The 24204-nt window shown below is 66.3% G+C and carries 26 protein-coding genes; 10 read left to right on the plus strand and 16 right to left on the minus strand.

What is annotated here, in order from left to right; genetic code table 11:
* Positions 1 to 178 precede the first annotated feature (178 nt).
* Positions 179 to 919: a lysozyme gene (locus Ga0102493_RS11985; protein ID WP_034903452.1), complete on the plus strand. Its 741-nt coding sequence runs from the start codon at positions 179 to 181 to the stop codon at positions 917 to 919.
* Here Ga0102493_RS11985 and Ga0102493_RS11990 read toward each other — a convergent pair.
* Complete coding sequence (locus Ga0102493_RS11990) at positions 908 to 1756, minus strand: arginyltransferase (RefSeq protein WP_034903450.1); 849 nt, start codon at positions 1754 to 1756, stop codon at positions 908 to 910. The two genes, Ga0102493_RS11985 and Ga0102493_RS11990, sit on opposite strands and share 12 nt — an antisense overlap.
* Positions 1757 to 1979: 223 nt before the next feature.
* Positions 1980 to 3245, minus strand: coding sequence for a threonine ammonia-lyase (locus Ga0102493_RS11995; protein WP_034903447.1), 1266 nt, complete (start codon positions 3243 to 3245; stop codon positions 1980 to 1982).
* Positions 3246 to 3412: 167 nt separating this feature from the next.
* Between Ga0102493_RS11995 and Ga0102493_RS12000 the strand changes: the two genes are divergently transcribed.
* Both Ga0102493_RS12000 and Ga0102493_RS12005 read left to right on the plus strand, forming a co-directional pair.
* On the plus strand, positions 3413 to 4318 hold the full coding sequence (locus Ga0102493_RS12000; protein WP_034903445.1) for an NAD(P)-dependent oxidoreductase: 906 nt from the start codon (positions 3413 to 3415) through the stop codon (positions 4316 to 4318).
* A gap of 2 nt (positions 4319 to 4320) precedes the next feature.
* Positions 4321 to 5961 (plus strand): amidohydrolase, encoded by a 1641-nt coding sequence (locus Ga0102493_RS12005; RefSeq protein WP_034903747.1) that lies wholly within the window; start codon positions 4321 to 4323, stop codon positions 5959 to 5961.
* A gap of 514 nt (positions 5962 to 6475) precedes the next feature.
* Here the strand turns inward: Ga0102493_RS12005 and tatC are convergent.
* The 9 genes from tatC to Ga0102493_RS12050 form a co-directional block, all read right to left on the minus strand.
* Positions 6476 to 7339 carry a twin-arginine translocase subunit TatC gene (tatC, locus tag Ga0102493_RS12010; RefSeq protein ID WP_051697922.1) on the minus strand — a complete coding sequence of 288 codons (864 nt, stop codon included), beginning with the start codon at positions 7337 to 7339 and terminating at the stop codon, positions 6476 to 6478.
* Positions 7340 to 7346: 7 nt separating this feature from the next.
* The gene (tatB, locus tag Ga0102493_RS15780) at positions 7347 to 7781 is read right to left on the minus strand and encodes a Sec-independent protein translocase protein TatB (RefSeq protein ID WP_081845629.1); all 435 of its coding nucleotides are present in this window, start codon (positions 7779 to 7781) and stop codon (positions 7347 to 7349) included.
* Between the two features lie 66 nt (positions 7782 to 7847).
* Entirely contained in the window at positions 7848 to 8093 is a 246-nt protein-coding gene (locus Ga0102493_RS12020; RefSeq protein WP_034903443.1) for a twin-arginine translocase TatA/TatE family subunit, read from the minus strand.
* A 116-nt stretch (positions 8094 to 8209) separates the two neighbouring features.
* Entirely contained in the window at positions 8210 to 8845 is a 636-nt protein-coding gene (scpB, locus tag Ga0102493_RS12025; RefSeq protein ID WP_034903742.1) for an SMC-Scp complex subunit ScpB, read from the minus strand.
* A gap of 71 nt (positions 8846 to 8916) precedes the next feature.
* The gene (locus Ga0102493_RS12030) at positions 8917 to 9753 is read right to left on the minus strand and encodes a segregation and condensation protein A (protein WP_034903739.1); all 837 of its coding nucleotides are present in this window, start codon (positions 9751 to 9753) and stop codon (positions 8917 to 8919) included.
* A gap of 74 nt (positions 9754 to 9827) precedes the next feature.
* Positions 9828 to 10853: a beta-N-acetylhexosaminidase gene (nagZ, locus tag Ga0102493_RS12035; RefSeq protein ID WP_034903441.1), complete on the minus strand. Its 1026-nt coding sequence runs from the start codon at positions 10851 to 10853 to the stop codon at positions 9828 to 9830.
* Positions 10854 to 10941: 88 nt separating this feature from the next.
* Positions 10942 to 11622: an SPOR domain-containing protein gene (locus Ga0102493_RS12040; protein WP_236922219.1), complete on the minus strand. Its 681-nt coding sequence runs from the start codon at positions 11620 to 11622 to the stop codon at positions 10942 to 10944.
* 54 nt (positions 11623 to 11676) lie between these two features.
* Positions 11677 to 13422, minus strand: coding sequence for an arginine--tRNA ligase (gene argS / locus Ga0102493_RS12045; RefSeq protein ID WP_034903435.1), 1746 nt, complete (start codon positions 13420 to 13422; stop codon positions 11677 to 11679).
* Positions 13423 to 13587: 165 nt separating this feature from the next.
* Positions 13588 to 14250 (minus strand): hypothetical protein, encoded by a 663-nt coding sequence (locus Ga0102493_RS12050; protein WP_034903433.1) that lies wholly within the window; start codon positions 14248 to 14250, stop codon positions 13588 to 13590.
* Positions 14251 to 14374: 124 nt separating this feature from the next.
* Between Ga0102493_RS12050 and ispH the strand changes: the two genes are divergently transcribed.
* From ispH to rnhA, 3 genes are all read left to right on the plus strand, one after another.
* Entirely contained in the window at positions 14375 to 15379 is a 1005-nt protein-coding gene (ispH, locus tag Ga0102493_RS12055) for a 4-hydroxy-3-methylbut-2-enyl diphosphate reductase (protein ID WP_034903432.1), read from the plus strand.
* Positions 15380 to 15399: 20 nt separating this feature from the next.
* Positions 15400 to 16371, plus strand: coding sequence for a homoserine kinase (locus Ga0102493_RS12060; protein WP_034903429.1), 972 nt, complete (start codon positions 15400 to 15402; stop codon positions 16369 to 16371).
* Between the two features lie 66 nt (positions 16372 to 16437).
* Positions 16438 to 16887: a ribonuclease HI gene (rnhA, locus tag Ga0102493_RS12065; protein WP_034903426.1), complete on the plus strand. Its 450-nt coding sequence runs from the start codon at positions 16438 to 16440 to the stop codon at positions 16885 to 16887.
* Positions 16888 to 16989: 102 nt separating this feature from the next.
* Here rnhA and Ga0102493_RS16485 read toward each other — a convergent pair whose 3' ends face one another.
* From Ga0102493_RS16485 to Ga0102493_RS12085, 5 genes are all read right to left on the minus strand, one after another.
* Positions 16990 to 17121: a hypothetical protein gene (locus tag Ga0102493_RS16485; RefSeq protein WP_257784819.1), complete on the minus strand. Its 132-nt coding sequence runs from the start codon at positions 17119 to 17121 to the stop codon at positions 16990 to 16992.
* 126 nt (positions 17122 to 17247) lie between these two features.
* Entirely contained in the window at positions 17248 to 17448 is a 201-nt protein-coding gene (locus Ga0102493_RS12070; RefSeq protein WP_034903423.1) for a hypothetical protein, read from the minus strand.
* A 63-nt stretch (positions 17449 to 17511) separates the two neighbouring features.
* On the minus strand, positions 17512 to 17688 hold the full coding sequence (locus tag Ga0102493_RS12075; RefSeq protein WP_069297535.1) for a YegP family protein: 177 nt from the start codon (positions 17686 to 17688) through the stop codon (positions 17512 to 17514).
* A gap of 63 nt (positions 17689 to 17751) precedes the next feature.
* Positions 17752 to 18876, minus strand: a complete 1125-nt coding sequence (locus Ga0102493_RS12080) for an NAD(P)/FAD-dependent oxidoreductase (RefSeq protein ID WP_034903420.1) — start codon at positions 18874 to 18876, stop codon at positions 17752 to 17754.
* A gap of 6 nt (positions 18877 to 18882) precedes the next feature.
* On the minus strand, positions 18883 to 19884 hold the full coding sequence (locus Ga0102493_RS12085) for an alpha/beta fold hydrolase (RefSeq protein ID WP_051697920.1): 1002 nt from the start codon (positions 19882 to 19884) through the stop codon (positions 18883 to 18885).
* A gap of 123 nt (positions 19885 to 20007) precedes the next feature.
* On the opposite strand from Ga0102493_RS12085, the gene Ga0102493_RS12090 reads away from it, so the two are divergent.
* The 4 genes from Ga0102493_RS12090 (at position 20008) to Ga0102493_RS12105 (ending at position 24202) form a co-directional block, all read left to right on the plus strand.
* Positions 20008 to 20547: an A24 family peptidase gene (locus tag Ga0102493_RS12090; RefSeq protein ID WP_051697918.1), complete on the plus strand. Its 540-nt coding sequence runs from the start codon at positions 20008 to 20010 to the stop codon at positions 20545 to 20547.
* A gap of 113 nt (positions 20548 to 20660) precedes the next feature.
* Entirely contained in the window at positions 20661 to 21746 is a 1086-nt protein-coding gene (gene cpaB, locus Ga0102493_RS12095; protein WP_034903418.1) for a Flp pilus assembly protein CpaB, read from the plus strand.
* A gap of 104 nt (positions 21747 to 21850) precedes the next feature.
* Positions 21851 to 23467, plus strand: coding sequence for a type II and III secretion system protein family protein (locus tag Ga0102493_RS12100; RefSeq protein ID WP_069297536.1), 1617 nt, complete (start codon positions 21851 to 21853; stop codon positions 23465 to 23467).
* Positions 23468 to 23488: 21 nt separating this feature from the next.
* Positions 23489 to 24202 (plus strand): CpaD family pilus assembly protein, encoded by a 714-nt coding sequence (locus Ga0102493_RS12105; RefSeq protein WP_051697916.1) that lies wholly within the window; start codon positions 23489 to 23491, stop codon positions 24200 to 24202.
* Positions 24203 to 24204: the final 2 nt, after the last annotated feature.

Genomic DNA, 24204 nt, shown 5'->3' on the forward strand with positions numbered 1-24204 from the left:
AGATCGCCAAGGATCACGATCGGGTCGGCTGGGCAGGACGCGGACTCGCCTGCCCGGCAAACGAGGACGAGGACGCTGCGAGCGTTGAGTGAGCTATCGGCATCTTTTCATTTTCCTACTGGTGTCGCCTCTGCCTAATCGCCGCTCCTTTGCTGCCAGCTGCGAAGGAGTCCCTGCGATGACCGGTCCCGATCCCCAGCCCAGCCCGCGCAAGCCGATCTTCGACGCGATGCGGACGATCATGCGGCGGCGCGGCTTTCGCCAGAGCGAGGTCGAGCGGCTCGATGCCGCCAGCGACGAAACGCTGGGGGCCGGACGAACCCACATGGATAGCGGGCCTTCGGGCGCGGCATCAGCGGAGACGCGGACTGGCGGCGGCAGCGTGCCACGTATCCGGCGCAGCCGACCCGCAGCGCGGCGGATCGGGGCAGAGGGGATCGCCATCATCAAACGTTTCGAGGGCTGCGCCCGCCTGCGTAGCGACGGGCTGGTCGAGGCCTATCCTGACCCGGCTAGCGGGGACGAGCCATGGACGATCGGCTGGGGGGCGACAGGCGAGCGGATCGAGCCCGACAGCCTGATCGAGCCGGGTACGGTGTGGACGCAGGCCCAATGCGATGCGCGCCTCGAGACGGATCTCGAACGCTATGCAGCCGAGGTCACGCGGGCGATCGGCGCTGCACCGACCACACAGGCGCAGTTCGATGCGCTTCTGAGCTTTCATTACAATACCGGGGCCATACGCCGTGCGACATTGACGCGCCTTCACTGCGCAGGCGACCACGCAGGCGCCGCGCGCGAATTCGCGCGCTGGAACAAGGCGGCAGGACGAGTGATGAAGGGGCTGGTCAGACGCCGTGCAGCAGAAGCCGCGCTCTACCTGTCCCGAGAGAGCAACGCGGGCGGTTCAGTCCGATGAGGGAAAGCGAAGCGGCTGGCCATCCTTGCCGCGCGCTGCCGCGATGTCGTCCCTGCCTTCGTTGCGCGGAGCTGTTGCCTTGGCGATCAGGCGGCTCTGTTCGTCCGCATCCATGACCTGCCAGCCTTCGCGAGTGAGCCTTTCGAGCGGGCGATAGCGCACCTTGTACTGCATGCGCGGCGACCCTTCGACCCAATAGCCGAGATAGACATAGGGCAGGCCCTGTTCGGCCGCCCGGCGGATATGGTCGAGGATGATGTAATTGCCGAGCCCGGCGCGTGTGGGATGCGCGGGATCGTAGAAGGAATAGATCATCGAAAGCCCGTCGCCCTGACGGTCGGTCAGGCAGGCCCCCACCAGATCGCCGGGATTGCCGTCCGCGTCGGGTTCACGATATTCAACCACATTGGTGGTGACGGGCGTGTGTTCGACCATGTCGGCATAGTCGAGTTCGTCCATCTGCGACATGCCGCCATCCGGATGCCGTTCGCCGAGATAACGCGCGAGCAGTTCAAACTGCTCGTCGGTCGCCCAGGGACGGCATTCCGTCGCGATAAGATCCGAATTGCGCTTTATATCGCGTTTCTGCGTATTCGAGGGCCGGAATTCCCCGGCCATCACGCGGACGGAAACGCAGGCCTGGCAATCGAGGCAGCTCGGGCGATAGGCAACCGTCTGGCTGCGCCGGAAACCGATCCGACCGAGCGCTTCGTTGAGCTGGTCCGCATGCGCGCCCTTGAGCTCCGTGAACACTTTCCGCTCCTGCCTGCCCGGCAGATAAGGGCAGGGCGCGGGCGAGGTCACGAAGAAACGGGGAAAGCGAATAGGGGCCGTCACGGGTCTTGTCGGGTCCTCTGGCAAGGGGGAATCGGCGGGGCTCGTGTTAAGACAATGTTATGCCTGCTCGAAGGGTCCGGTAAAAGTCCCTTAACCACGAATCAGGGTGAATATTCGCTTAGTTTGCACAGGCTGGGAGGGAAAACGGCACCAAAGCGGAGCGATCCGAACCAAACATGCGCAAGGTTGTTACCCGTTCGGGACAGCCTCTGTCGCGCCAGCGTCAGTTCAGTTCGACCGGTTGCACCGAATACCCTTCTTCCCTCAACGCTTTCACCAGCTGGTCGACCTGCGCCGCATCGCGCGCCTCGCACTCGATGTCGGTGATGAGGCCCTTTGCCGGAAGCGTGGTGAAGATGCGCTGGTGATAGATCTCGATGATGTTGACATTGTGCGCATCGAACAGGCGCATGACCTTGAACAGCGCGCCTGGCCGGTCCTGCAGCGTCACCCGCAGCCGTGCGAGGCGGCCCTGCCGGGCGAGATCGCGCAGCAGGACATTGGCGAGCAGGCGCGTGTCGATATTCCCGCCGCACAGGACAAGGCCGATCGACTTGCCCTTGAACCTTTCGGGATAGCTCATCACCGCGGCGAGCCCGGCCGCCCCCGCGCCCTCCACCACCGTCTTCTCGATCTGGAGCAGCAGCGAGACCGCCTTTTCGAGGCTTGGCTCATCGACGAGCACGATGTCGTCGACCCGTTCGGCGATGACCTGCGCGGTGAATGCGCCCGGTTTCTTGACCGCGATCCCCTCGGCCAGCGTGTCGCCGCCGCAATCGTGTTCCTCGCCCTTGATCTGTGCGAACATACTGGGAAAGAGCGCCGACTGGACGCCGACCACCTCGATAGCGGGATTGAACGATCGCGCGACCGTAGACATGCCTGAAATCAGCCCGCCGCCGCCTATCGGCACGACGAGGCAATCGAGATCAGGTTTCACTTCCAGCATCTCGAGCGCGACCGTGCCCTGTCCCGACGCGATCAGCGGGTCGTCGAAGGGGTGGATGAAGGTGAGGCCGAGATCCGCCTCTATCTCGCGGGCACGGGCGTAGGCCTCGTCATAGGTCTCCCCCTCCAGCACGACTTTACCGCCCACGCTTTCGGTCTGCATGACCTTCACCGTCGGCGTGGTGCGCGGCATGACGATCGTCACGGGCACGCCCAGCCGGGTCCCGTGATAGGACAGGCCCTGCGAATGGTTGCCGGCCGACGCTGCGATCACGCCGCGCGCGCGCTGTTCCCCGGAGAGGGCAAGCAGAGCGTTGAGAGCGCCGCGTTCCTTGTAGGCGGCGGTGAACTGGAGGTTCTCGAATTTCAGCCAGATATCCGCGCCGGTGATCTGCGAGAGCGTGATCGAGTGCATCATCGGCGTCTTGACCACCGCGCCTTCGATCGCGCGCGCGGCGGCGCGAACAGTGTCGATGGTGAGAGCCTCGGGCCCGGGCGTCGCCGGGTGCGGAGCCTTTTTGGGGAGCGGTTGCGCAGTCATGACCCGCGCAGCCCTAGGCCGGGGCGCCATGAAGGGCAATCGCTTCCTTGCGCGAAATGCACTCACCCGCGCGGCTCCCGCTAGCTGGCCCGGCGGCTCGCCCGCCTGCTCGCCCGAGCGTTCGAATGCGTTGGCAAGTGCGCAGCGAGCGACTAGTCACGCGCCCCATGACCGAGACATTGCAGCTTTCCTTCATCGGGCTGGGCGTGATGGGCGGACCGATGACCGCCCACCTTTCCCGCGCCGGACACCGCGTGACCGCCTACAACCGATCCCCCGAAAGAGCGGCGAAATGGCGCTCGGCGTGGGAGGGGGAAGGGCTCGCGATCTCCTTCGCAGAAACCCCCGCCGATGCCGCGCGCGGGGCCGACATCGTCTTCACCTGCGTCGGCAATGACGACGACCTCGCAGCCGTGACCCTGGGCGGGGATGGTGTGCTCGCCCGGCTCGGCGAAGGGGCGCTGCTGGTCGATCACACCACCACATCGGCTGCCATGGCGCGCAAGCTGGGCGAAGCCTGCGCCGCCCGCGGCATCGGCTTTGTCGACGCGCCGGTCAGCGGCGGTCAGGCGGGCGCCGAGAACGGCAAGCTCGCGGTGATGTGCGGTGGCTGGGACGAAGACATGGCGCGCGCCCGTCCGGTGATGGAGGCCTATGGCAAGGCGATCGTCCATGTCGGTCCCGTCGGCGCGGGCCAGACCGCCAAAATGGCGAACCAGATGTGCATTGCCGGCACGCTTGCGGGCCTTTCCGAAGCGGTCCGGCTGGCCGATGCGGCGGGGCTCGATCTCGACAGGACATACGAGGCGATCTCGGGCGGGGCTGCACAGAGCTGGCAGATGGACAATCGCTGGCAGACGATGTGCAGGGGCGAATTCGATTTCGGTTTCGCGATCGATTGGATGCGCAAGGATCTCGGCTATGCGCTGGATGAGGCGAAGCGGCTCGGCCTCGCATCGCCCGTCACTGCCCTGGTCGACCAGTTCTATGCCGACGTGCAGGCCGCGGGCGGCAACCGATACGACACCAGCGCGCTGATCACGCGCCTTCCCGAGGGTAACACGAAGAAATGACCATGCTCCGCACCTTGCTCGCCGCCGCTGCGGCGGTCATCGCCGCGCCCGCCGCCGCCGACACGCTCGTCTATAACGTCGACGGAGTGACGATCGGGGAGGACGGCGAAGTCGTGCGCTTCAACGGGCTCGTCTTCGACGATGAAGGGATCATCACAGACCTCGTCACCCGCGGCGACGACCGTCCCGAAGTCGATTATGCGGTCGACGGCAAAGGCCAGGTGATGCTGCCTGGCATGATCGATGCGCATGTCCATGTCATGGATATCGGTTTTGCCGCGCTCACGCTCGACCTGTCGGACACCAATTCGCTCGAGGAAGCGCTCGAGAAGGTCCGCCGTTTCGCCGAGGAAAACCCGGGCCGCCCGTGGATCCTCGGGCGCGGCTGGAACCAGGAGAAATGGGGCCTCGGGCGCTTTCCGACGGCAGCCGAGCTGGACTCGATCGTGCCCGACCGCCCGGTCTGGCTGGAGCGCGCGGACAACCATGCGAACTGGGCCAACAGCCTTGCGATGGAGCGGGCCGGGATCACCGCCGACACGCCCGATCCCGAAGGCGGGCGGATCATCCGCGACGAAAGCGGCACACCCTCGGGCGTCTTCGTCGACAACGCGATCCCGCTCGTCGGCGCAGTCGTCCCGCCGCCCCGGCCCGAGGACCGCGACAATGCCTTCGCGCAGGCCCAGCAGGTGCTGCTCGGCCTCGGCGTGACCGCAGTCGCCGACATGGGGACGAGCGTGGTCGACTGGATGACCTATCGCCGTGCGGGCGACACTGGCGGCTTGCGCATTCGCATCATGGCCTATGCCCGCGGGGTCGAGGCGATGGAGCTGATCGGCGGGCCCGGGCCGACCCCTTGGCTCTACGACGACAAGCTCAAGCTGCTCGGCGTGAAGCTCTATCTCGACGGCGCGCTCGGATCGCGCGGGGCGAACCTGAAAGAGTCCTATGCCGACGAGCCCGACACCCACGGCCTGCCCCTGCTCACCCCGTCGCAGCTCAGGAACCTGATGAGCCGCGCGGCGATGGACGGGTTCCAGAGCGCGGTCCATGCGATCGGCGATGCCGCGAACGAGGACGTGCTCTTCGCGATCGAGGAGCTTTCGGAAAGCTACAAGGGAGACCGGCGCTGGCGGATCGAGCACGCCCAGATCGTCGATCCGGTCGATCTCGAGCGATTCGGGCGCCACGGGGCGATCGCCTCGATGCAGCCACTGCACCAGACCTCGGACATGATGATGGCCGAAGCGCGGCTGGGCGAGGAGCGGCTGAAGGGTGCCTATGCCTGGCGCAGCATTCTCGAGGCGGGCGGGCGGCTTGCCTTCGGGTCAGATGCGCCGGTCGAGCCGGCCGATCCCTTCGCAGGGATCGCCGTCGCGATCAGCCGCACCGATAAAAATGGCCGCCCGTTCGGCGGTTGGCGGGCCGAGGAAACGGTGAGCCGCGAGCAGGCGCTGGCAGGGTTCACCGCGGACGCGGCCTATGCCGGATTTGCCGAAGGCATTTTCGGGCGTTTGCTGCCAGGCGAGCGAGCCGATTTCCTGCTGGTCGACCGCGATCCGCTCCTCGTATCGCCCTCCGAGATTCGCGAAACGCGCATCGCACAGGTCTGGGTCGGCGGGCTGCTTGTGCTCGAGAACTAGGGGCTGGCGACCGGACCGCCGCAAACCATGCAAGGACGGCTGCAACGATCGCAAGTAGTACTCAGTGAATGGTTGAAGCGGGATATTCGGATATCATTTCGGCGGTATCATTATCGCCGCGGATGGCGATGACGACAGCGCTGTCAGCCCGTAAGCGAAACCGCTTTCACACAGATCATTGAAGGCCCCCTAACCGGTTGCCTTTTTTGTGCCCGGCTTCCTTTTGTGCGCGATCTTTTCCGCTGGATCTCCAGCTCGCAGCGATAAGCCGCAACTCGGCCTCGGCCCTGCGCGGTGCAACCTGTCTGCATGACCGTTTGAACTCAAGACGGTGGCCACCCGGCGATGGGCTGGCGCGCTGACAGGGACGCCGCCTTTCGAAACCGACATCCTGGCCGGGCCTGCTTCTTGCCCACCAACGAGCGACGCGACCGCGAACGGCTTCACCCTGGCTGCGATGGAGCGAAGCCGGCGAGAAGGACGAGCCGCGCGATGAGCGTCTCGTCGGGGCAGATCAGTCGCTGCCGCCCGCCCCAGCCGAGTCCGTTTTGGACGATTGCGCATTCCCCGGAGCGTCCGCTTCCGCACTGATCGCACCGGCCTCTGGTCCCTTCTCCCGCTTGCCGCCCGCGCGTTCCTGCAGCCGCATGAGAAGCAGCGAACCCTCGAACAGCAGCAGCAGCGGCACGGCGAGAATCACCTGGCTGCCCGGATCCGGCGGCGTCACGACCGCGGCGATTGCCACGACACCGACGATGACATAGCGCCGCGCACCCGCCAATTGCGCGCGCGTGACGATGCCTGCGCGATGCAGCAGCATCAGCAGCACCGGCAGCAGGAATGTCACCCCGAAGGCGAGGATGAACTGCATGACGAGGCTGAGATAATCGCCCGCCGCCGGCAGCGCCTGTACCGCCAAGCCGCCGGCCTCTCCTCCGAAGCCGAGAAACCACCGGAACGCCGTCGGCATCACGACGTAATAGGCAAGCGCCGCCCCGCTGACGAACAGGACCGGCGTGGCGATGAGGAACGGCAGGAATGCCTTTTTCTCGCGCGCATAGAGTCCCGGGGCGATGAAAGCCCACAGCTGGTTGGCGATGATCGGGAAACTTACCATGAAGCCCGCGAACAGCGCGACCTTCAGTTCGACGAAGAAGATCTCCGGCAGCTTGGTGAAGATGAGCTGGCCCTCACCTTCGGGAAAGGCGTCCTTCAACGGCTGGACGAGAAAGCCGAGGATCGGGTCGGCGAAATAGAGGCACACGGCAAAGCCGATCACCAGCGCGATGACCGAGCGCACGAGCCGCGTGCGCAGCTCGATCAGGTGGTCGAGCAGCGGTGCGCGCGTCTCGTCGATATCCTTGATCTGGAAAGCCATGGCGCGCCTAATCGCCCTTCGGCATTTCGGAAGCGGGCTTTGCCGGCACGTTGTCGCCCGGCACGCCCGATCCGGCGATATCCTCGGGCGTCGGCGGCGCTGGCGGGTCGTCATGGGTCGGATGATCGGAAGGAGCCGGCCTTCTCCCATCGTCGATCGGCGGCGGGCCGGTCATCACCGGCTCACCTGCCTTGTCCTCGGCCGAGACCGCGGTGCGGCGCATGATCTCCTCGTTCTGCGCCTTCCACTTCTTCTCCATGTCCTCAAGCTCGGCCTCGCGCACCATGGCGTCGATCCCGGTGCGAAAATGAGCCGAGACGCGGCGCACCTTGCCGATCCAGCGCCCGGCCGTACGCATGGCGCGCGGCATCTCCTTCGGGCCGATCACGATCACAGCCACGACGATGATCACCAACAGTTCTGCAGCGCCAATGTCGAACATGGGAAAAGCGGCGCGCGCCTCCTTATCGCGGGCTGATCAGTCGGCGCGAGAGCGCGACTTCCTGCTTCAGGAGCCGGTCTTCTCGCTCGTTTCGGCCGATTTCGTCTCGCTGGCCGAAGCCTCGCTCGCCGGCGCTTCGATCCGCTTGGAATGGGCGGGATCGGAAGACGTATCCTCCTCGCTCATGCCCTTCTTGAAGCTGGAGATGCCCTTGCCGAAATCACCCATCATTTCCGAGATGCGTCCACGCCCGAACAGGACGAGGACGACCAGCGCGATGATGAGGATTTGCCAGATGCCGATGCCGCCCATGGTGTAATGCTCTCTTTCCGCCCGTCTGGGACCGTTGACACGAATATAGGAGCGATCCTTCGCTTGTGCCAGTCACCTCGGCGGGTTTGGCCGCGAAGCCGCGGCCGGGCGGCCCATCAGGCCTCCTTTTCATCCGCTTCGTCGTCCTGGTCGTCGCAAGGTTCGCCCTCATCGCCTCCACCGCCGAGCGCTTCCATCGCTTCGTCGAACGCATCGTCCACGGGATCGAGCAGGCCGGCGGCGCGCAATTCGTCGATTCCCGGCAGGTCGCGGCGGGATTCGAGGCCGAAATGGTCGAGAAATTCGGGCGTGGTCGCGTAGATCACAGGGCGCCCCGGGACTTCGCGGCGTCCGGCCAGCTTCACCCAGCCCGCCTCCATCAACACGTCGAGAGTCCCCGCGCTGGTCTGGACACCGCGAATCGATTCGATCTCGGCCCGGCTCACCGGCTCGTGATAGGCGATGATCGCGAGCACTTCGGTCGCCGCGCGGCTCAGGCGGCGGACCTGTTCCTGCTCGCGCCGCAGAAGATGGGCGAGATCGGGCGCCGTTTCGAAGTGCCAGCGTTTGCCGCGCTCGACAAGATGCACGCCGCGCTCCGAATAGCGCTCTGCCAGCGCGCGCAGCCCCTCGCGCACTTGGCCGGTTTCCAGCCCCCCGAGATGGGTCGCGAGCCGTTCGACCGTCAGCGACTCCTCGGCGGCGAATAGGGTCGCCTCCAGCGCGCGCTCGACCGCGTCCGGAGCGGGCACTTCATTTCCGCCCTCACTTTCGTCCCCGCCAGGTCTAACGCCGTCGCTGGCGCCCTCGCCGGTCCCTTCGCTCACGCCGTGGTCCCTTCCCTCAGTCGCCTGATGCGCAAGGGGGCGAACGCTTCGTCCTGAGCCAGTTCAGCGCGGCCCATTTTCGCCAGTTCGAGCGCTGCGACGAAGCTCGAGGCAAGCGCGGACCTGCGCAGAGCGGGTTCGGCATGGGGCGGCAGGAAGTCGCGGATCTCCATCCAGTCGAGCGTCACCCCGAGCATGGCCGAGACCCGTTCGAGCGCGCTGTCCAATGTCAACACCGGGCGATTGGCGACGTGATAGATGCGCGGGGCCGTGCGCGCCTGCACCTGCCCATAGGCCTGAATGAGGGCATAGGCATCGCTTTTCCAGACGGTCTTGCGGTCGGTGCGCAACCCTTCGGGCCGCCCGCGCAGGAAGATGTCGCGCCCAATCCGGTCGCGCGCCATCAGCCGCGCCGCCGCCTCGCGCATCGCCGACAGGCGCTGCAGGCGCAGCTGCAGACGGAGCGCAAGCTCTTCGGGAGAGGGGTCCTCCTGTTCGTCCTTGGGCAGCAGCAGCGCCGATTTGAGATAGGCCAGCCAGGCCGCCATGACGAGGTAATCGGCTGCGAGTTCGAGCCGCAGGGCACCTGCCCGCTCGATATAGACAAGGTACTGGTCGACAAGGGCGAGGATCGAAATCTGGCGCAGGTCGACCTTCTGTCGCCGTGCGAGGTCGAGCAGCAGGTCGAGCGGCCCTTCCCACCCGTCGAGTTCGAGGATCAGCGGCGTGTCGCCCGATTTCGCGCCCTGCCGCCCGACCTCGTCCTCGAATGCGTCGGAAGTCCGCCATTCGGCGGTGGGTTCGCTCGCCCCCGCCACTCCGCCTGTGAGCATGAAGCCTGTCCCGGCTCCCTCGACCCGCTGGCGCCGCGCCGTTTCGGTTTCGCCCGGCCTGTCGGCGGTATCGGTCATGCGTGTTCTCCGGTGAGCGCGAGCAGAGCGTCGCGCTCGGCGATGAGGTCGGCGTGTTCGGAGCCCATCGCCTCGGCCACGCAGGTTTCTTCCAGCGCGCGATCGAGCCGGGTGAGCGCCTCGTCATCCATCGCCGGGAGAGCCTCGCAGATGCCCGTCATGTCGTCCATCTTCGCCCAGCAATTGAGCACCACGTCGCAGCCCGCCGCGATAGCGCGGGCCGAGCGTTCGGGGATCGTGTCGGTGAGCGCTTCCATGTCAATGTCGTCGGTCAGAAGCAGCCCTTCGAAGCCGATCGACCCGCGGATCACCTCGGTGATGATCGTGGGCGAGAGGGTCGCCGGGTTCTCTTCGTCCCAGATTGGAAAGAGCAGGTGCCCCGTCATCCCGATCCGCGCAGAGCAGGCGAGCGCGCGGAACGGGGCGAGGTCACGCTCCAGTTCGTCGGCGCTTTCACGGACGGTCGGCATCTCGCGGTGCGAATCGACCATCGAACGCCCATGGCCGGGCATGTGCTTGATACAGCCCGCGACCCCGCCTTCGGCCAGCCCTTCGAGGACCGCGCGCCCGATCGCGGCGACCTGCACCGGGTCCTCGCCGAAAGCGCGGTCGCCGATCACGTCGTGCGCGCTGGCCATTCTGAGGTCGAGGGGCGGATGGTAATCGACCGTGATCCCCATCGCCGAAAGCTCGAGCGCCATCGCCCGCGCGCTGAGCCGCGCGGCCTGGATCGCGCTTGCAGGAGCGACGCTGTAGAGCCGAGCGAACGCCTCGCCCGTAGGATAGGCGCCCCAATGAGGCGGGCGCAACCGGGCGACGCGGCCGCCTTCCTGGTCGATCGAGATCAGCAGCCGCTCCCGCCCGTGAAGCGCGCGCAGGTCGTCGGTGAGCGCGCGCAATTGTTCCCGGTCGATGCAATTGCGACCGAACAGGATGTAGCCCGCCGGATCCGCTTCGCGGAAGAAGGCGCGTTCATCGGCCGTAAGGCTAGGGCCGGAACATCCGAAAATCGCCGGTGTCATGTCTTGAGCCTTGCACCGCCCAGACGGGTGCGCAAGCGGGGTAAGCATCCGCCATGGGGAAAACGCCGCCGCGGGAGCAAGCCATCGCTCAGGGCTTGACCTGGCAATCGAGCCCGTCGGCCTTTAGCGCGGCGCACAGCACATCGGCGCCGGCCCGGTCGCTCGCCATCGCCTGGAGGCGATAGACCGTGCCGATGTCGATCTGCCCCTCGGCAATGCGGTAGCGCACGCCGGAGAGCGCATCCGTGCGGCGCGACAGCTCGTTCCAGCCCTGCTGTGCGCGGGCGCGGCTTGAATAGGCGGCGAGCTGGACCGCGACGCCGTCATCCGTTGCCGCTTCCCGTGGTTCCGGGGCGGCCGTTTCGGCGGGTGCGGGAACAGGCTCTTCATCGCTCGCGACCCGGCCTTCGCGGGTCTGGCCTTCGCCGACCACCGGAGCGACATTGCCCGTGCCTTCGAATTCCTTGCCTCCGGGATCGTCGGGTTTGACTTTCACCGGGATATCGGGCGCAGCAATGATGCTGCCGTCGGCGACAAATTCGCCATCGCCCGCGCGGTTCGTGAAATACCAGATCCCGCCCACGACGATCACGAGCAGGGCGACCAGGATCGCGACGAAGCCGATCACCTGCGCGGTGTCGATCCCGCCTGCCTCGTCGTCCTCCTCGTCGGATTCGAGCCAGGGCAGGCTGTCGTCGCCGGACAGTGCCAGCTCCTCGCCGTCGTCGATCTCTTCGTATTCGGCCTCGACCATCACCTTGGTGTGCACCTTGTCCCTTCTGTCCCCATTGCCCCGATCGCGAGCATCCGCGGAGGCGGCGTCCTACATGGATTCTACCGCTTCCACCCCCAACACGGCCAGCCCGGCCCGAACGACTTGCCCGATCGCCTGCCCCAGGAAAAGCCTCGCGCCCGTAAGCTCGGCGTCCTGTTCCACGATGAAGCGCTTTTCGGGCGAATCGTTGCCAAGATTCCAGAAAGCATGGAGCTCGGCCGCGAGGTCGTAGAGATAGAAGGCGATCCGGTGCGGCTCGCGCGCCCGCGCGGCGGCCTCGATCTCGCGCGGGAAGCGCGCGGCAAGGCGGATGAGCGCGATTTCCTCATCGCCAAGCCGGTCAAGCGCATCGCCCGAAGGGGCAAAGCCGGCCTCGGCCGCCTTTCTCAGCGTCGAGCGGATCCGGGCATGGGCGTACTGGACATAGAAAACCGGGTTGTCCTTCGATGCCTCCACGACCTTGGCGAAGTCGAATTCCATCTGCGCTTCGGGCTTGCGGGTGAGCATGGTGAAGCGCACCACGTCCTTGCCTACCTCGTCCACCATGTCGGCGATGGTGATGAAATTGCCCGAACGCTTGGACATCTTGACCGGCTCACCCGCGCGCATCAGCTGAACCATCTGCACCAGCTTCACGTCGAACGGGATTGTGCGCCCCTGCCCTTGCGACAGGGCGGTGACGGCGGCCTTGATCCGCTTGACCGTGCCTGCATGGTCCGCGCCCCAGATGTCGATCAGCTCGTCGGCGTGAGCGGCCTTCTGCATGTGGTAGGCGAGGTCTGCACCGAAATAGGTCCACGCGCCGTTCGACTTTTTGATGGGCCGGTCCTGGTCGTCGCCGAACTTCGTCGAGCGGAAAAGCGGCAGTTCGACCGGCTCCCAGTCCTCGGGCGGGGCCTTGCCCTTGGGCGCTTCGAGCACGCCGTCATAGACGAGATCGTGCGCGCGCAGCCATTCCTCCGCCTCTTCGGGCTTGCCCGCGACATGGAGCGCGGCTTCGGAGGCGAATACGTCGTGATGGATGCCGAGCAGCGCGAGATCGGACCGGATGAGGTCCATCATCTTCTCCACCGCCTCGGCGCGAAACGCGGGGAGCCAGTCCTCTTCCGGGGCATCGCGGAACCGCGCACCCAGTTCGCTCGCGAGATATTCGCCCACCGGCTTCAGGTAGTCGCCCGGATAGAGGCCCTCGGGGATCGCGCCGATATCCTCGCCGAGCGCTTCGCGGTAGCGCAGGTGCGCCGACCGGGCGAGCGTGTCGACCTGCCCGCCCGCATCGTTGATGTAATATTCGCGTGTCACCAAGTGCCCGGCATGTTCGAGCAGCGTCGCGAGCGCGTCGCCCACCACCGCGCCCCGGCAATGGCCCATATGCATCGGACCCGTCGGATTGGCCGAGACATATTCGACATTGACGCGGCGGCCCCTGCCCATCTCGGAGCGCCCGTAATCCGCGCCGAGATCGTGAATCGCGGAAAGTTCGCCGAGCCATGCGCTCGAATCGAGCCGCAGGTTGATGAAGCCGGGGCCTGCGATGTCGGCGCTGGTGACGGTCGGATCGGCGGCGAGCTTTTCGACGATCAGCTCGGCCAAAGCACGCGGATTGGTCTTTGCGGCCTTCGCCAGCACCATCGCCGCATTGGTCGCAAGGTCGCCATGCGAGGGATCGCGCGGCGGCTCGAGCGTCACGTTGGCGAAGGATGCGTCGGCGGGCAGCTGCCCTTGTGCGACCAATGCCTTCAGCGCGGCTTCGATCCGGCCTGCGTATTCGGCGTAGAGAGTGGTGTGTTCCATGAGTGTCCCATGCGCTTGAGGTCCCCGCCTTCGCGGGGACTCGCCAAAGATTCAAGTGCTCAGAATCGGGCCTTTAAGGCCCGCAGGCCCGACCGGGCGCCCTCAGCGATGCGGTCGTCAGGCCGCGGGGGCGGGGAATCGCCCGCCGCATGTCGCGCGAAAGACCTAACGCGTCGCGTTGTAGGCGAGTTGATCCTCGGTCAGCTGGAAGCCCAGCAGCATCTCGAAGCGGGTGCGTGCGATCGCCGCCTTCACTTCCGGGTCGGCGAGCGGATCGAGCGCGGCTTCGGGATCGCCGGGCCGGCGTCGTCGCGTGATCTGTTCGCGGATGTCCTCGGGCAACGACGAGGCAGAGCGGTCGACATAGCTCGCCGCATTGCCGCTCGCCATGGCGCGCTCCTCGCCGTCGGCGAAGGTCAGCGTGACCTCGCCCACCCTCTTGGAGACGACCGCCGAGCCGGCGCGCAGCACCGTCACGAAATAGGGCAGCGTCACCGTGCGCGCGCCCCGCACGTCGGCGCGGCGGGCGACCACATCGAAAGTCGCGGTCGTGTAGACTTTCTCGCCGCCGTCGTCGCAGTTCGAGCGCAGGTTCGTCATCGCCGCGGTCAGGTCGAGATCGGACGCGGTCTTTCCACTGCCCGAAAACAGCGTCACGTCGCCCGTGTAATCGGGAATGCCGACCGCCGGGCAGGAGGTCAGGACCGAGGTGATGCCGACGCCCTGATCGACCACCAGCTCGCCTTCCTGCGAGCAGGCGCCGATAGCGGCAAGGGCAGCCATGGCGGGCAGGAGACGAGCAGGCCCGAGGGGGGTGCGTCTGAACATTGTGAAAAAGCCGTCCTCGATTGCCTTGTCGAATATGCACGGGGTTTCGCCCGCAGCCGCGGACCGCCCCTTAAAGTCGCGTCAGCCCTAGCGATGCGCGCCACAAAACGCTAGAGGAAGCGACATGAACGCGCCCATGCCCGAAACGCCGCTCGCCGAGAGCGCCGCCCCCGCAGCTTCTGCCGCAGCCGATGCGGCTCCGCTCAACCTCCTGATCGCCGCCCCGCGCGGGTTCTGCGCCGGGGTCGACCGGGCGATCGAGATCGTCGAGAAGGCGCTCGAACGCTATGGCGCGCCGGTCTATGTCCGGCACGAGATCGTCCACAACAAATACGTGGTCGAGGGACTCGAAGCGAAAGGCGCGATCTTCATCGAGGAACTCGACGAGGTGCCCGACGATGCGCCGGTCGTCTTCAGCGCGCATGGCGTGCCCAAATCGGTGCCCGCAGAGGCCAAGCGGCGCAAGCTGCTCTATGTCGATGCGACCTGTCCGCTGGTCTCCAAGGTTCACCGCCAGGCCGAACGCCAGATCGAAAAGGGGCGCCACATAATCTTCGTCGGCCACGAGGGCCACCCCGAAGTGATCGGCACGATGGGCCAGGTGGAGCCCGGCCAGATGACGCTGGTCGAGACGATCGAAGATGTCGACAAGCTCCCCTTCGACAGCGACGAACCGCTGTCCTATCTGACCCAGACGACGCTTTCGGTGGACGACACGCGCGAAGTCATCGAGGCGCTCGAATGGCGCTATCCCAATATCGAGGGGCCGAAGGCGGAGGACATATGCTATGCCACCTCGAACCGCCAGGCCGCGGTCAAGGAGATCGCGCAGGATTGCGATTTCGTGCTGGTGATCGGGGCGCCCAATTCGTCCAATTCGCTGCGCCTCGTCGAGGTCGCGGAGCGGCTTGGTACGCCCTCGAAACTGATCCAGCGTGCATCCGAGATCGACCCCGCATGGCTCGAAGGGGTGACGACGCTCGGCATCACGGCAGGTGCCTCGGCGCCCGAGATCCTGGTGCGCGAAGTGGTCGAGGCGCTCGGCAGGATGCGCCCGATCGCCGAGGAGACGATCACCGCGGCGGAAGAAAAGATGGTCTTCAAGCTGCCTCGCCAGCTCACCGAATAGGCCCACTTCGGGGGGGCGAAATGGCGGTCTATACCCATCTCGGCGCGGAGGAACTCGCCCGGCTGATCAGCGAATACGATGTCGGCGAACTGATCTCGGCCAAGGGCATTGCCGAAGGCGTCTCCAATTCGAACTGGCTGGTCGAAACCTCCGGCACCGGCGCGGGCACGCAGCGCTTCATCCTGACGATGTACGAAAGACGGATCGAGCTATCGGACCTGCCCTATTTCCTGGGCCTGCTCGATCACCTTTCCGAGCGCTCCTGCCCTGTCCCGCGCACGATCCACGATCGCGGCGGCGCGGCCTACCGGATGGAACGCGGCAAGGCGGTTGCCATGATCGAATACCTGCCGGGCGTCTCTCCCACTCGGCCCACTCCGGCGCAGGCAAGCGCGGTGGGCGCGGCGCTGGCCCGCATCCATATCGAAGGACGCGACTTTCCTCTCAGGCGGGCCAACACGATGGGTTTCGCCGACAATCTGGCGATACTCGAATTCTGCGGCCAGGAAGCTCTCGGCGGGATCCATCCGGAACTTCCCGCCCTTCTCGCCCCTGCGCGCGAGGCGGCCGCGCTCGACCTTTCCGCCCTTCCGCGGGCGAATATCCATGCCGATCTCTTCCCTGACAATGTCCTCATGCTGGGCAAACAGGTCACCGGGATGATCGACTTCTATTTCGCCTGCACCGACGTGATGGCACTCGACCTTGCGACCACCCATGCCGCCTGGTGCTTCCATGCCGACACCAACGTCTACGATCCCGAACGGGGTGAAGCGCTGCTTTCCGCCTACCAAGCGGTCCGCCCGCTTGAGGAGGACGAGCGCGCGTTGTTCGGGCGAATCGCGCAAGGCGCTGCCCTGCGCTTTGTCGCGAGCCGAGCGGAGGACTGGCTCGATACGCCCGAAGACGCGCTCGTCACTCGCAAGGACCCGATGGAATTCGCCGCCCGCTGGCGCTTCTATGCCGAAAACGGCGACCGGCTCCTCGCCTGATCGCTCCGCCGCCCCTTGCCTCGCGCGCCAATCCCGGCAAGGAGGCTTTCCGCGATGAGACGTCCGATGAAACGGGTCGAGGTTTTCACCGACGGCGCCTGCAAGGGCAATCCCGGCCCAGGCGGCTGGGGCGCGCTGTTGCGCATGGGCGAGCACGAGAAAGAGCTTTCGGGCGGCGAGGTGGACACGACCAACAACCGAATGGAACTCACCGCCGCCATTCGCGGGCTCGCCGCACTGACCGAACCGTGCCGGGTCGAGCTCTATTCCGACAGCAAATACGTCCTCGACGGGATGACCCGCTGGGTCGAAGGCTGGAAGAAACGCGGCTGGGTGAATGCCAGCAAGAAGCCGGTGCGCAATGCCGATCTATGGCATGACCTGATCGATGTCGCAGCCCGCCACGAGGTTACATGGCACTGGGTAAGGGGGCATTCGGGCCACCCGGAAAACGACCGGGTGGACCGGCTTGCCAGCGACGAAGCGGAGAGGATCGCGCGCGGCGACGAGGGATGACCTCGCCGGAGCCTTGGTTCATGAAATGCGCGCAGGGAGTGTTCCTTTTCGGAAAATCCCCGGACCGGAAATTTCCGGCTTTCCTCACGCAATGTCCTGCAATCAGCCGCATATTTCGTGCAGCAGTCCCTGGTCGAGCGGCTGGGTCAGGGAGCCGGGCAGCGCGACCATTTCGGGCATCGCTCCCGCATCGGCCAGCCCCGCCCCGCGCTCGTGGAACGGTTCGGCCAGCACGGAGGCCGGCTTCGCCTGCTACGAGCCCTGCGCGGTCGTAGAGCCGAACCAGTCGCCGAACGTGCTTTCATCGTATCCGTTGGCGGTGAGGTAGTCGATCACCTCCTGCTCGGACTGGTAGTTGGCCTAGCGGATATTGCCGTCCTCGTGCATCAGCGCGCGCAGGAACGCGGTCCCGCCGGTGAGCGCGAAATACACCTCCTGGATGCCGTCGCCGTCATAGTCATCGGCGCCGAGCACGCGGTTGATGTTCTCGATCTCGAGATCGTTCTGGAAGCGGCGCTGCGAATCCTCGTCGCTGCCCGCCACGACCTCGCCCGATTGCACGAGCGGGTCGATGTAGATGCCCGCGACGCGCGTCTCGCCACGATCGCCGCGGGCGTCAGGACATCAGCTATTGTCTTCGATCGGCGCGTCGGGGCCGTTCTTCTTGATCGATGCGATGGCGTTCTGCGCGCTCGCCTTGCTCGAATAGCCTTCGGTCGAGAACATGATTTCCGAATTGTACTTGAACCGCACGCGGAATTCGCCGGCCTTGTCCTTGTAGATCTCGAACGCGTGAGACATCGGCTTTCCCCTTTCCCTTAACCTGTGTGAGGCTTTCAACCTTACAGATCGAAGCCGCCTTGGCTAGCCAGTCCGGGCATTTTCCCCGGCGTGAAATCGCTCCGGCGAATAGGCGGACGCGTCGATGTCGGCGGTCATCGCATCGGCCTTCAGCCCGAGCATGATCTGCGCCCCCAGCCGCGCGGCGGCGGGCGCGGTCTGAATGCCGAAGCCTCCCTGGCCGGCGAACCAGAGAAAGCCCGGCACCAGCGGGTCCGGCCCGTAGACCGGCAGCCGGTCGGGGGCGAAGCTCCTCAGCCCCGCCCAGCGATGCTCGACCGCCTCGATCCGCCATTCGGTCACCTTTTCGAACCGGTCGATCGCGAGCGCAACGTCCATTTCCTCTGGCGCGGCATCGCACGGTTCGCTCGGCACTTCGTCATGCGGACTGAGCCAGAGACGGCCATTGTCCGACTTGAAATAGAATCCGCCATTGATGTCGAGCGTCAGCGGCAGGTCGTCGGGGGCGGCGGGCGAAACCCGCAATTGCGCGACCGTGCGCCGCTTGGGATCGATGCCGAGCCGCTGGGCGCCCGCCATGTGCGCGACGGTGTCGGCCCACGCGCCCGCCGCATTGACGAGGTTCGCGGCCAGGAATTCGCGCCCGTCCTCGCATCCGATCCGCCAGATGCCGTCTTCGCGCGTAAGGTTGGCGACGCGCGCACGGCAGGCCAGGTCGACCCCGGCGGCGCGCAGTTTCTTGAGATAGTGCTGGTGCAGCCCCGCAACGTCGATGTCGGCACAGGCCGGTTCCCATATCGCATCGACCCAATCGGCGCGCATGTGCGGTACGCGCGCTTCGAGCCCCTCGCGGCCCAACCGCTCGATCGTGACGCCCGTGCCTTCGAAGGAGCGCATGAAGGCGTCCATTGTCGCCCGATCCTCGCCCCGCCCGACATAGAGCGCGCCGCGCCCATTAAGGAATCCACGTTCGCGCAGAAAGCGCCCGGAGGGAAGCGTCAGCGGGACCACGCCCGGCCCGCCATAGCATTCCTCCCAGAATGCGGCCGAGCGTCCGGTCGAATGATAGCCCGGCGCGTCCTCCGCCTCAAGCACGCAGACCCTGGCATGCGCAGCAAGCTCGGCGGCGATGCTCGCGCCGGCCATTCCGGCGCCGACGATGGCGAAATCGTGAACAGTCCCGGTCATGGCGCCTCAATCCCGCGCCGGGGCGACCTCGTCAAGGAAAGCGGCGATCGCGTCCATCGCGCGCGTCCGCACCGGGTCGGCCTCGCGCAGGATCTCGTGCCGCGCCTCGCTCCCAAATTCGACCAGCCGCGCATGGGGAAGGCGGCGCGCGGCACGGACATTGGCGGGATGACTGACGAGCTTGTCGGCGCTGGTCGAAAGGATCAGGACCGGCGTTTCGACCGCTTCGAGCGCGCCCGCTTCCTCGAGCCCGCGCCACGAGGCGTAGGCGCGTTCGAGCCAACGCCAGCTTGCCGGGCCCATCACGAGTTCGGGGCGGTGCCTGCGCCACCAGATCTCGTCCTCGTAGCGGTCGTCGTCATGGGTGAGGAGCACGTTGCGCGCGGCCGGCATCTCGCCCGGCTTCTCGCTCCACTTCCACGCCTGCCGGGCGGGATCGCCGATCCGGGTCATTGTCCTGGCGATGGCGTGAAGCGCGGGCAGCGGCAGCGGCGGGCCGTTCATGCCAAGCATCGGGGCGGACAGCACGACCGCATCGGGATCGACCCGGCCTTCGACAGCGGCGCGCATCGACAGGTGCCCGCCCATCGAATGCGCGGCAAGGACATGGGGGCCGGGCGTTTCGGCCTTCCAGCGCTCCCACAGGTGGGCAAGATCGTCGACCCAATGGGCGAAATCCTCGACATGGCCGGTCACCGCGTCCTTGCCGAGCCGCCCGGAAGCGCCCTGCCCGCGCCAGTCGGATGCGGTCACGCGCCAGCCGGCGCGGTGCCACTGCTCGAGCGCTTCGAGATATTTCTCGTAATGATCGCCGCGGCCGGGAAGAAACAGGATCGACCCGCGCGGCCGAGCGGGATCGGATCCGGGCCAGTCGATCCGGCGCACTTCGTGCCCGTCGGGCGCGATCCAGACGGTTTCGACCGCATGGGGCGGGATCGCGCGCCGATCGATCGGCGGCTGCCCGGCCCCCGCTGCTGCCCCGCGCTTCACCGCCGCCGCTTCGTTCATATCGCCGATCTCCGCCTTCGGGTTTGGTTACTATTTGGTAAGCCATAACCTGTAGCACAGCCTCAAGCGAGAGCCGCCGGGGCCGACCGGGCGGGCCAACCTCGCCAGTTTCCGGGGGGCATCATGCTTGTGACGACCATTCACTACGGGCTGCTGATTGCCTTGGCAATCGCGCTGCTTTTCGCCGCTTTCACCGATATCCGGCGGCGCCAGATCGACAATTGGCTGAATGCCGCGATCGCATTGGGCGCGCCTGTGTTCTGGTGGTCGTCCGGCCTTTCGCTGTGGCCCGACGTCGCGCTGCAGCTGGGTGTGGCGATCGCCGCCTTCGCGATCCTCGCCGGGCTGTTCGCGCTGCGCGTGATGGGCGGTGGCGACGTCAAGCTGCTGACCGCGCTCGCGCTGTGGATCGAGCCGATGCTGTTCCTCCAGCTGATCGTCATCATGGCGCTTTCGGGCGGCGTGCTGACCGTGGTCATGGGAAGCTGGCATTTCCTGCGCCGCGAGCGCGATCGACTCGCTATACCCTATGGCGTCGCCATTGCGATCGGCGGGCTGTGGGTGCTGGGCGCGAATTACCTGCCCGATAGCGCCTATGCCGCCGCTTTCGAAGGCGCCGACAGCGTCGCCGCCGCGAACGGGCTCACGGAGAACGCGATTTAACGTGCTCCGGAGTTTCCCGGGTCAACCCGATCTTAACCCTTCCGGGCTTACGCATTGAAACCATACCCGCCCGCCAAACGACTAAGGGCGCTTACTAGGGGGCTAGATTAGCCATGGATAGGAAGAAGCTGGTTCTGCTGCTTGGCGCGCTGATCATCGCTGTCGGTACCGCTTTTGCCGCGCGGAGCATGTTCGCAGGCGGCGCCGCACCCGAAGCGGTCGCCGCGCCCGAGCCCACCGGACCCAAGGTGCTTGTCGCGCAGCGGGCCCTGCCCTCGGGCACGATCATCACCGCCGATGCGCTGGGTTACCAGCAATGGCCCGAGGAACTGGTGCAGGATGCCTATTTCCTCGATGGCGAAAGCGACGTGAACCAGCTGCTCGGCACTGTCGTGCGCTATCCCGTCACTGCCGGCGAGCCTGTCACCCAAGGCTCGCTGGTGAGCCCGGGCGACCGCGGCTTCCTCGCGGCGGCGCTCGGTCCGGGGATGCGTGCGGTAACCGTACCCGTCTCGGCCCGCACCGGCGTTGCCGGCTTCGTCTTCCCGGGTGACCGCGTCGATCTCGTGCTCACCCAAACCGTCGAAGGCGAAGGCCGCCCGCTCAAGGCCGCCGAGACCGTGCTGCGCAACCTGCGCGTGCTCGCCACCGACCAGTCGACCGAACAGGTGTCCGACGAACAGGGCAAGACCGTCGTCCGCGCCTTCCGCACTGTAACGCTCGAAGTGACGCCCAAGATCGCCGAAAAGATCGCCGTCGCCCAGACCGTCGGCACCCTGAGCCTCGTCCTACGCTCGATCGCGGACAACCAGGCCGAACTCGAACGCGCGATTGCCTCGGGCGATGTCCGCATCCCCGATGACGCCACCCCCGAAGAGGAGGAGCGGATCCTGCGTGCTGCGATGGGTCGCCCGATCGACAAGGGCTCGACCTACGCCACCGGCGGCGACGTTTCGCGCTTCCAGCGCTCGTCGATCCCGCCGCAGGACGATGGCGGCGACGCCAAGTCCACTCCGGCCGGACCGGGCGTTTCGGGGACGAGGGGCGGAGCGCCGGTCATCACCGGGCCGAGCGTCCGCGTCACCCGCGGCCAGCAGACCACCGAAGTTCCGGTCAGTGGCGGCATCGCCGCGGCCACCGGGCAGGGCGTTCGCAATGCGGGCAAGACCGTGCCCAGCGCCATGCTGACGGTGCGCTGAAGCGCGCGCCGAGGAGACAGAAAATGACCGGGGCACTTACCCAGTTCACAGCGCACGGGGCCGAAACCATGCGCGCAAGCCGGACCATCCGAGGGGGTCAGACAATGAAACGCCGCCTGAAAGCGAAACTGCTGCTGGCAAGCCTTGCGCTCGTCCCGCTGGTGGCAGCCATGCCCGCGACCGATGCCACCGCGCAGCAGGTCATCAAGCCCAGCCAGGAGATCGTCCTGTCGATTGGCCGCGGCGAGCTCGTCACCGTGCCGGGCGCGATGACCGATGTCTTCGTCGCCAACGAGAACATAGCCGACGTCCAGATCAAGTCGCAGCGCCAGCTCTACGTCTTCGGACGCGCCGGCGGCGAGACCACGATCTATGCCAGCAATGCGCGAGGCGACGTCATCTTCTCGGCCAATATCCGGGTGGGCAACAACATCTCGAGCATCGACCAGATGCTTGCGCTCGCCATGCCCGATGCCAAGGTCAACGTCGCGACGATGGGCACCAACACCGTGCTTCTTACCGGCACGGTCAAGGCACCCGAGGACGCCGCCGAGGCCGAGCGTCTCGTCCAGGCCTTCCTCGGCGAGGAGGCCAATGTCATCAGCCGGATGAAGACCGCGACGCCGCTGCAGGTCAATCTGCAGGTCAAGTTCGCCGAAGTCAGCCGCAGCCTCGTTCGCGAGATCGGCGGCAATCTCACCCAGATCGACGGGTCGAGCGGTTTCCGCTTCGGCGTCGGCACGGGTCGCGAGCTCGGGGGGTCCCAGGATTGGTCGCCGCAGGGCCCGCTCGGCGTCGGCAACAATGTCGCTCAATCGGCCTTCATCCTGCCCGACGGGACCGAAATCCCCGGGCCGGCCGTAAGTTCGGAGGGCGGCACCACCATTTCCGGCCTAGGTCGCCTGTTCGGCATCGACACGCTGGGCGCGCTCGACCTGTCGGAGCGCCTCGGCCTCGTCACCACGATCTCGCAGCCCAATCTCACCGCTCTGTCGGGCGAGACCGCGACCTTCCTTGCAGGCGGCGAGTTCCCGATCCCGATCGCCCAGGGCCTCGGCAACGTGGCGATCCAGTTCCGCCAGTTCGGCGTTAGCCTGTCCTACACGCCGACCGTGCTTTCGAACGGCCGCATCTCGATGCGGGTCCGCCCGGAAGTCTCCGAACTGTCGAGCCAGGGCTCGATCACGCTCAATGGTTTCCAGGTCCCCGCGCTCACCACCCGTCGCACCGAAACGACGGTCGAGCTGGGCTCGGGCCAGAGCTTCATGATTGCAGGGCTGATGAGCAGCAATTCGCAGAATGCGCTCGACAAGGCGCCGGGTCTTGGCGACGTGCCGATCCTCGGCAACCTCTTCCGCAGCCGGGAATTCCGCCGCGGCGAGAGCGAGCTGGTGATCGTCGTGACGCCCTATCTCGTGAAGCCTGTGGATGCGAACGACATCGTGCTTCCGACCGACGGCTATCGTTCGGCGAACGAGCTCGAACAGCTCATCGCTTTCCAGAACCATGCCGGCCAGTCGGGTGCCGATCGTCCCAAGCCGACCGCGGTCGGGGATGACGCACCCTCGCCCAACATCAGCAATGCCGACCCGTCGGCGATCGTGCCCAACAACGTGCCGCAGCTACCGAAACCGGCCAAGCGCGCTGACGATCGCGGACGCGGACGCACCGACCGCACCGCGGATTCCGACGGCGCGGCCGCGCCCGGCTTCAGCCTGTAACGCGAGAGGAAAGGTAATCCCATGACCCTTCAACGAAACCGCAAGCGGCCCCGCGCCCTGCGTATCGCCCCCGGCGTCGCAATCGCCCTCTCGCTCGGCCTTGTGCTTGGCGGATGCGCGGGCATGCCGACCAACCGCACGCTCTATTCGGTCAAGCAGCCGGTGGTGGAACGGACCAATTTCACGCTCGATGTGAACACCGATGCCTCCGGCCTGCCGATTTCTGAACAGCAGCGGCTCAATGGCTGGTTCGAGGCGATGGACCTCGGCTATGGCGACCGCATCTCGATCGAGAACCCTACCGCCAACCCGGCGGTGACGAACGCGGTGAACGACCTCGCCGGCCGCTATGGCCTGATGGTGAGCGAGACCGCGCCGGCGACCGAGGGCATGATGCAACCCGGCCAGGCGCGCGTCGTCATCAGCCGGTCCGAGGCGCGCGTGCCCGGATGTCCGGACTGGTCGGCGCCTGCCGATGCCAATTACACGAACGCAACCAGCCCCAATTTCGGCTGCGCGACCAACAGCAACATCGCCGCGATGGTGGCCGATCCGCAGGACCTTCTCGAAGGCAAGAAGGGGGATAGCGAAACGGTCATCTCCACTTCGAACAAGGCGATCGGTGCCCTGCGCGATGCCGAGCCCACCGGGGCGCGGGGTCTCATGAATGCGGTGGCCGGCGGTGGCGGCGGCGGCGGTGCCGGCGGCGGCGGCGGCGGAGGAGGAGGAAACTAAGC

This window comes from Erythrobacter litoralis (assembly GCF_001719165.1).
GTDB classification, from domain to species: domain Bacteria; phylum Pseudomonadota; class Alphaproteobacteria; order Sphingomonadales; family Sphingomonadaceae; genus Erythrobacter; species Erythrobacter litoralis.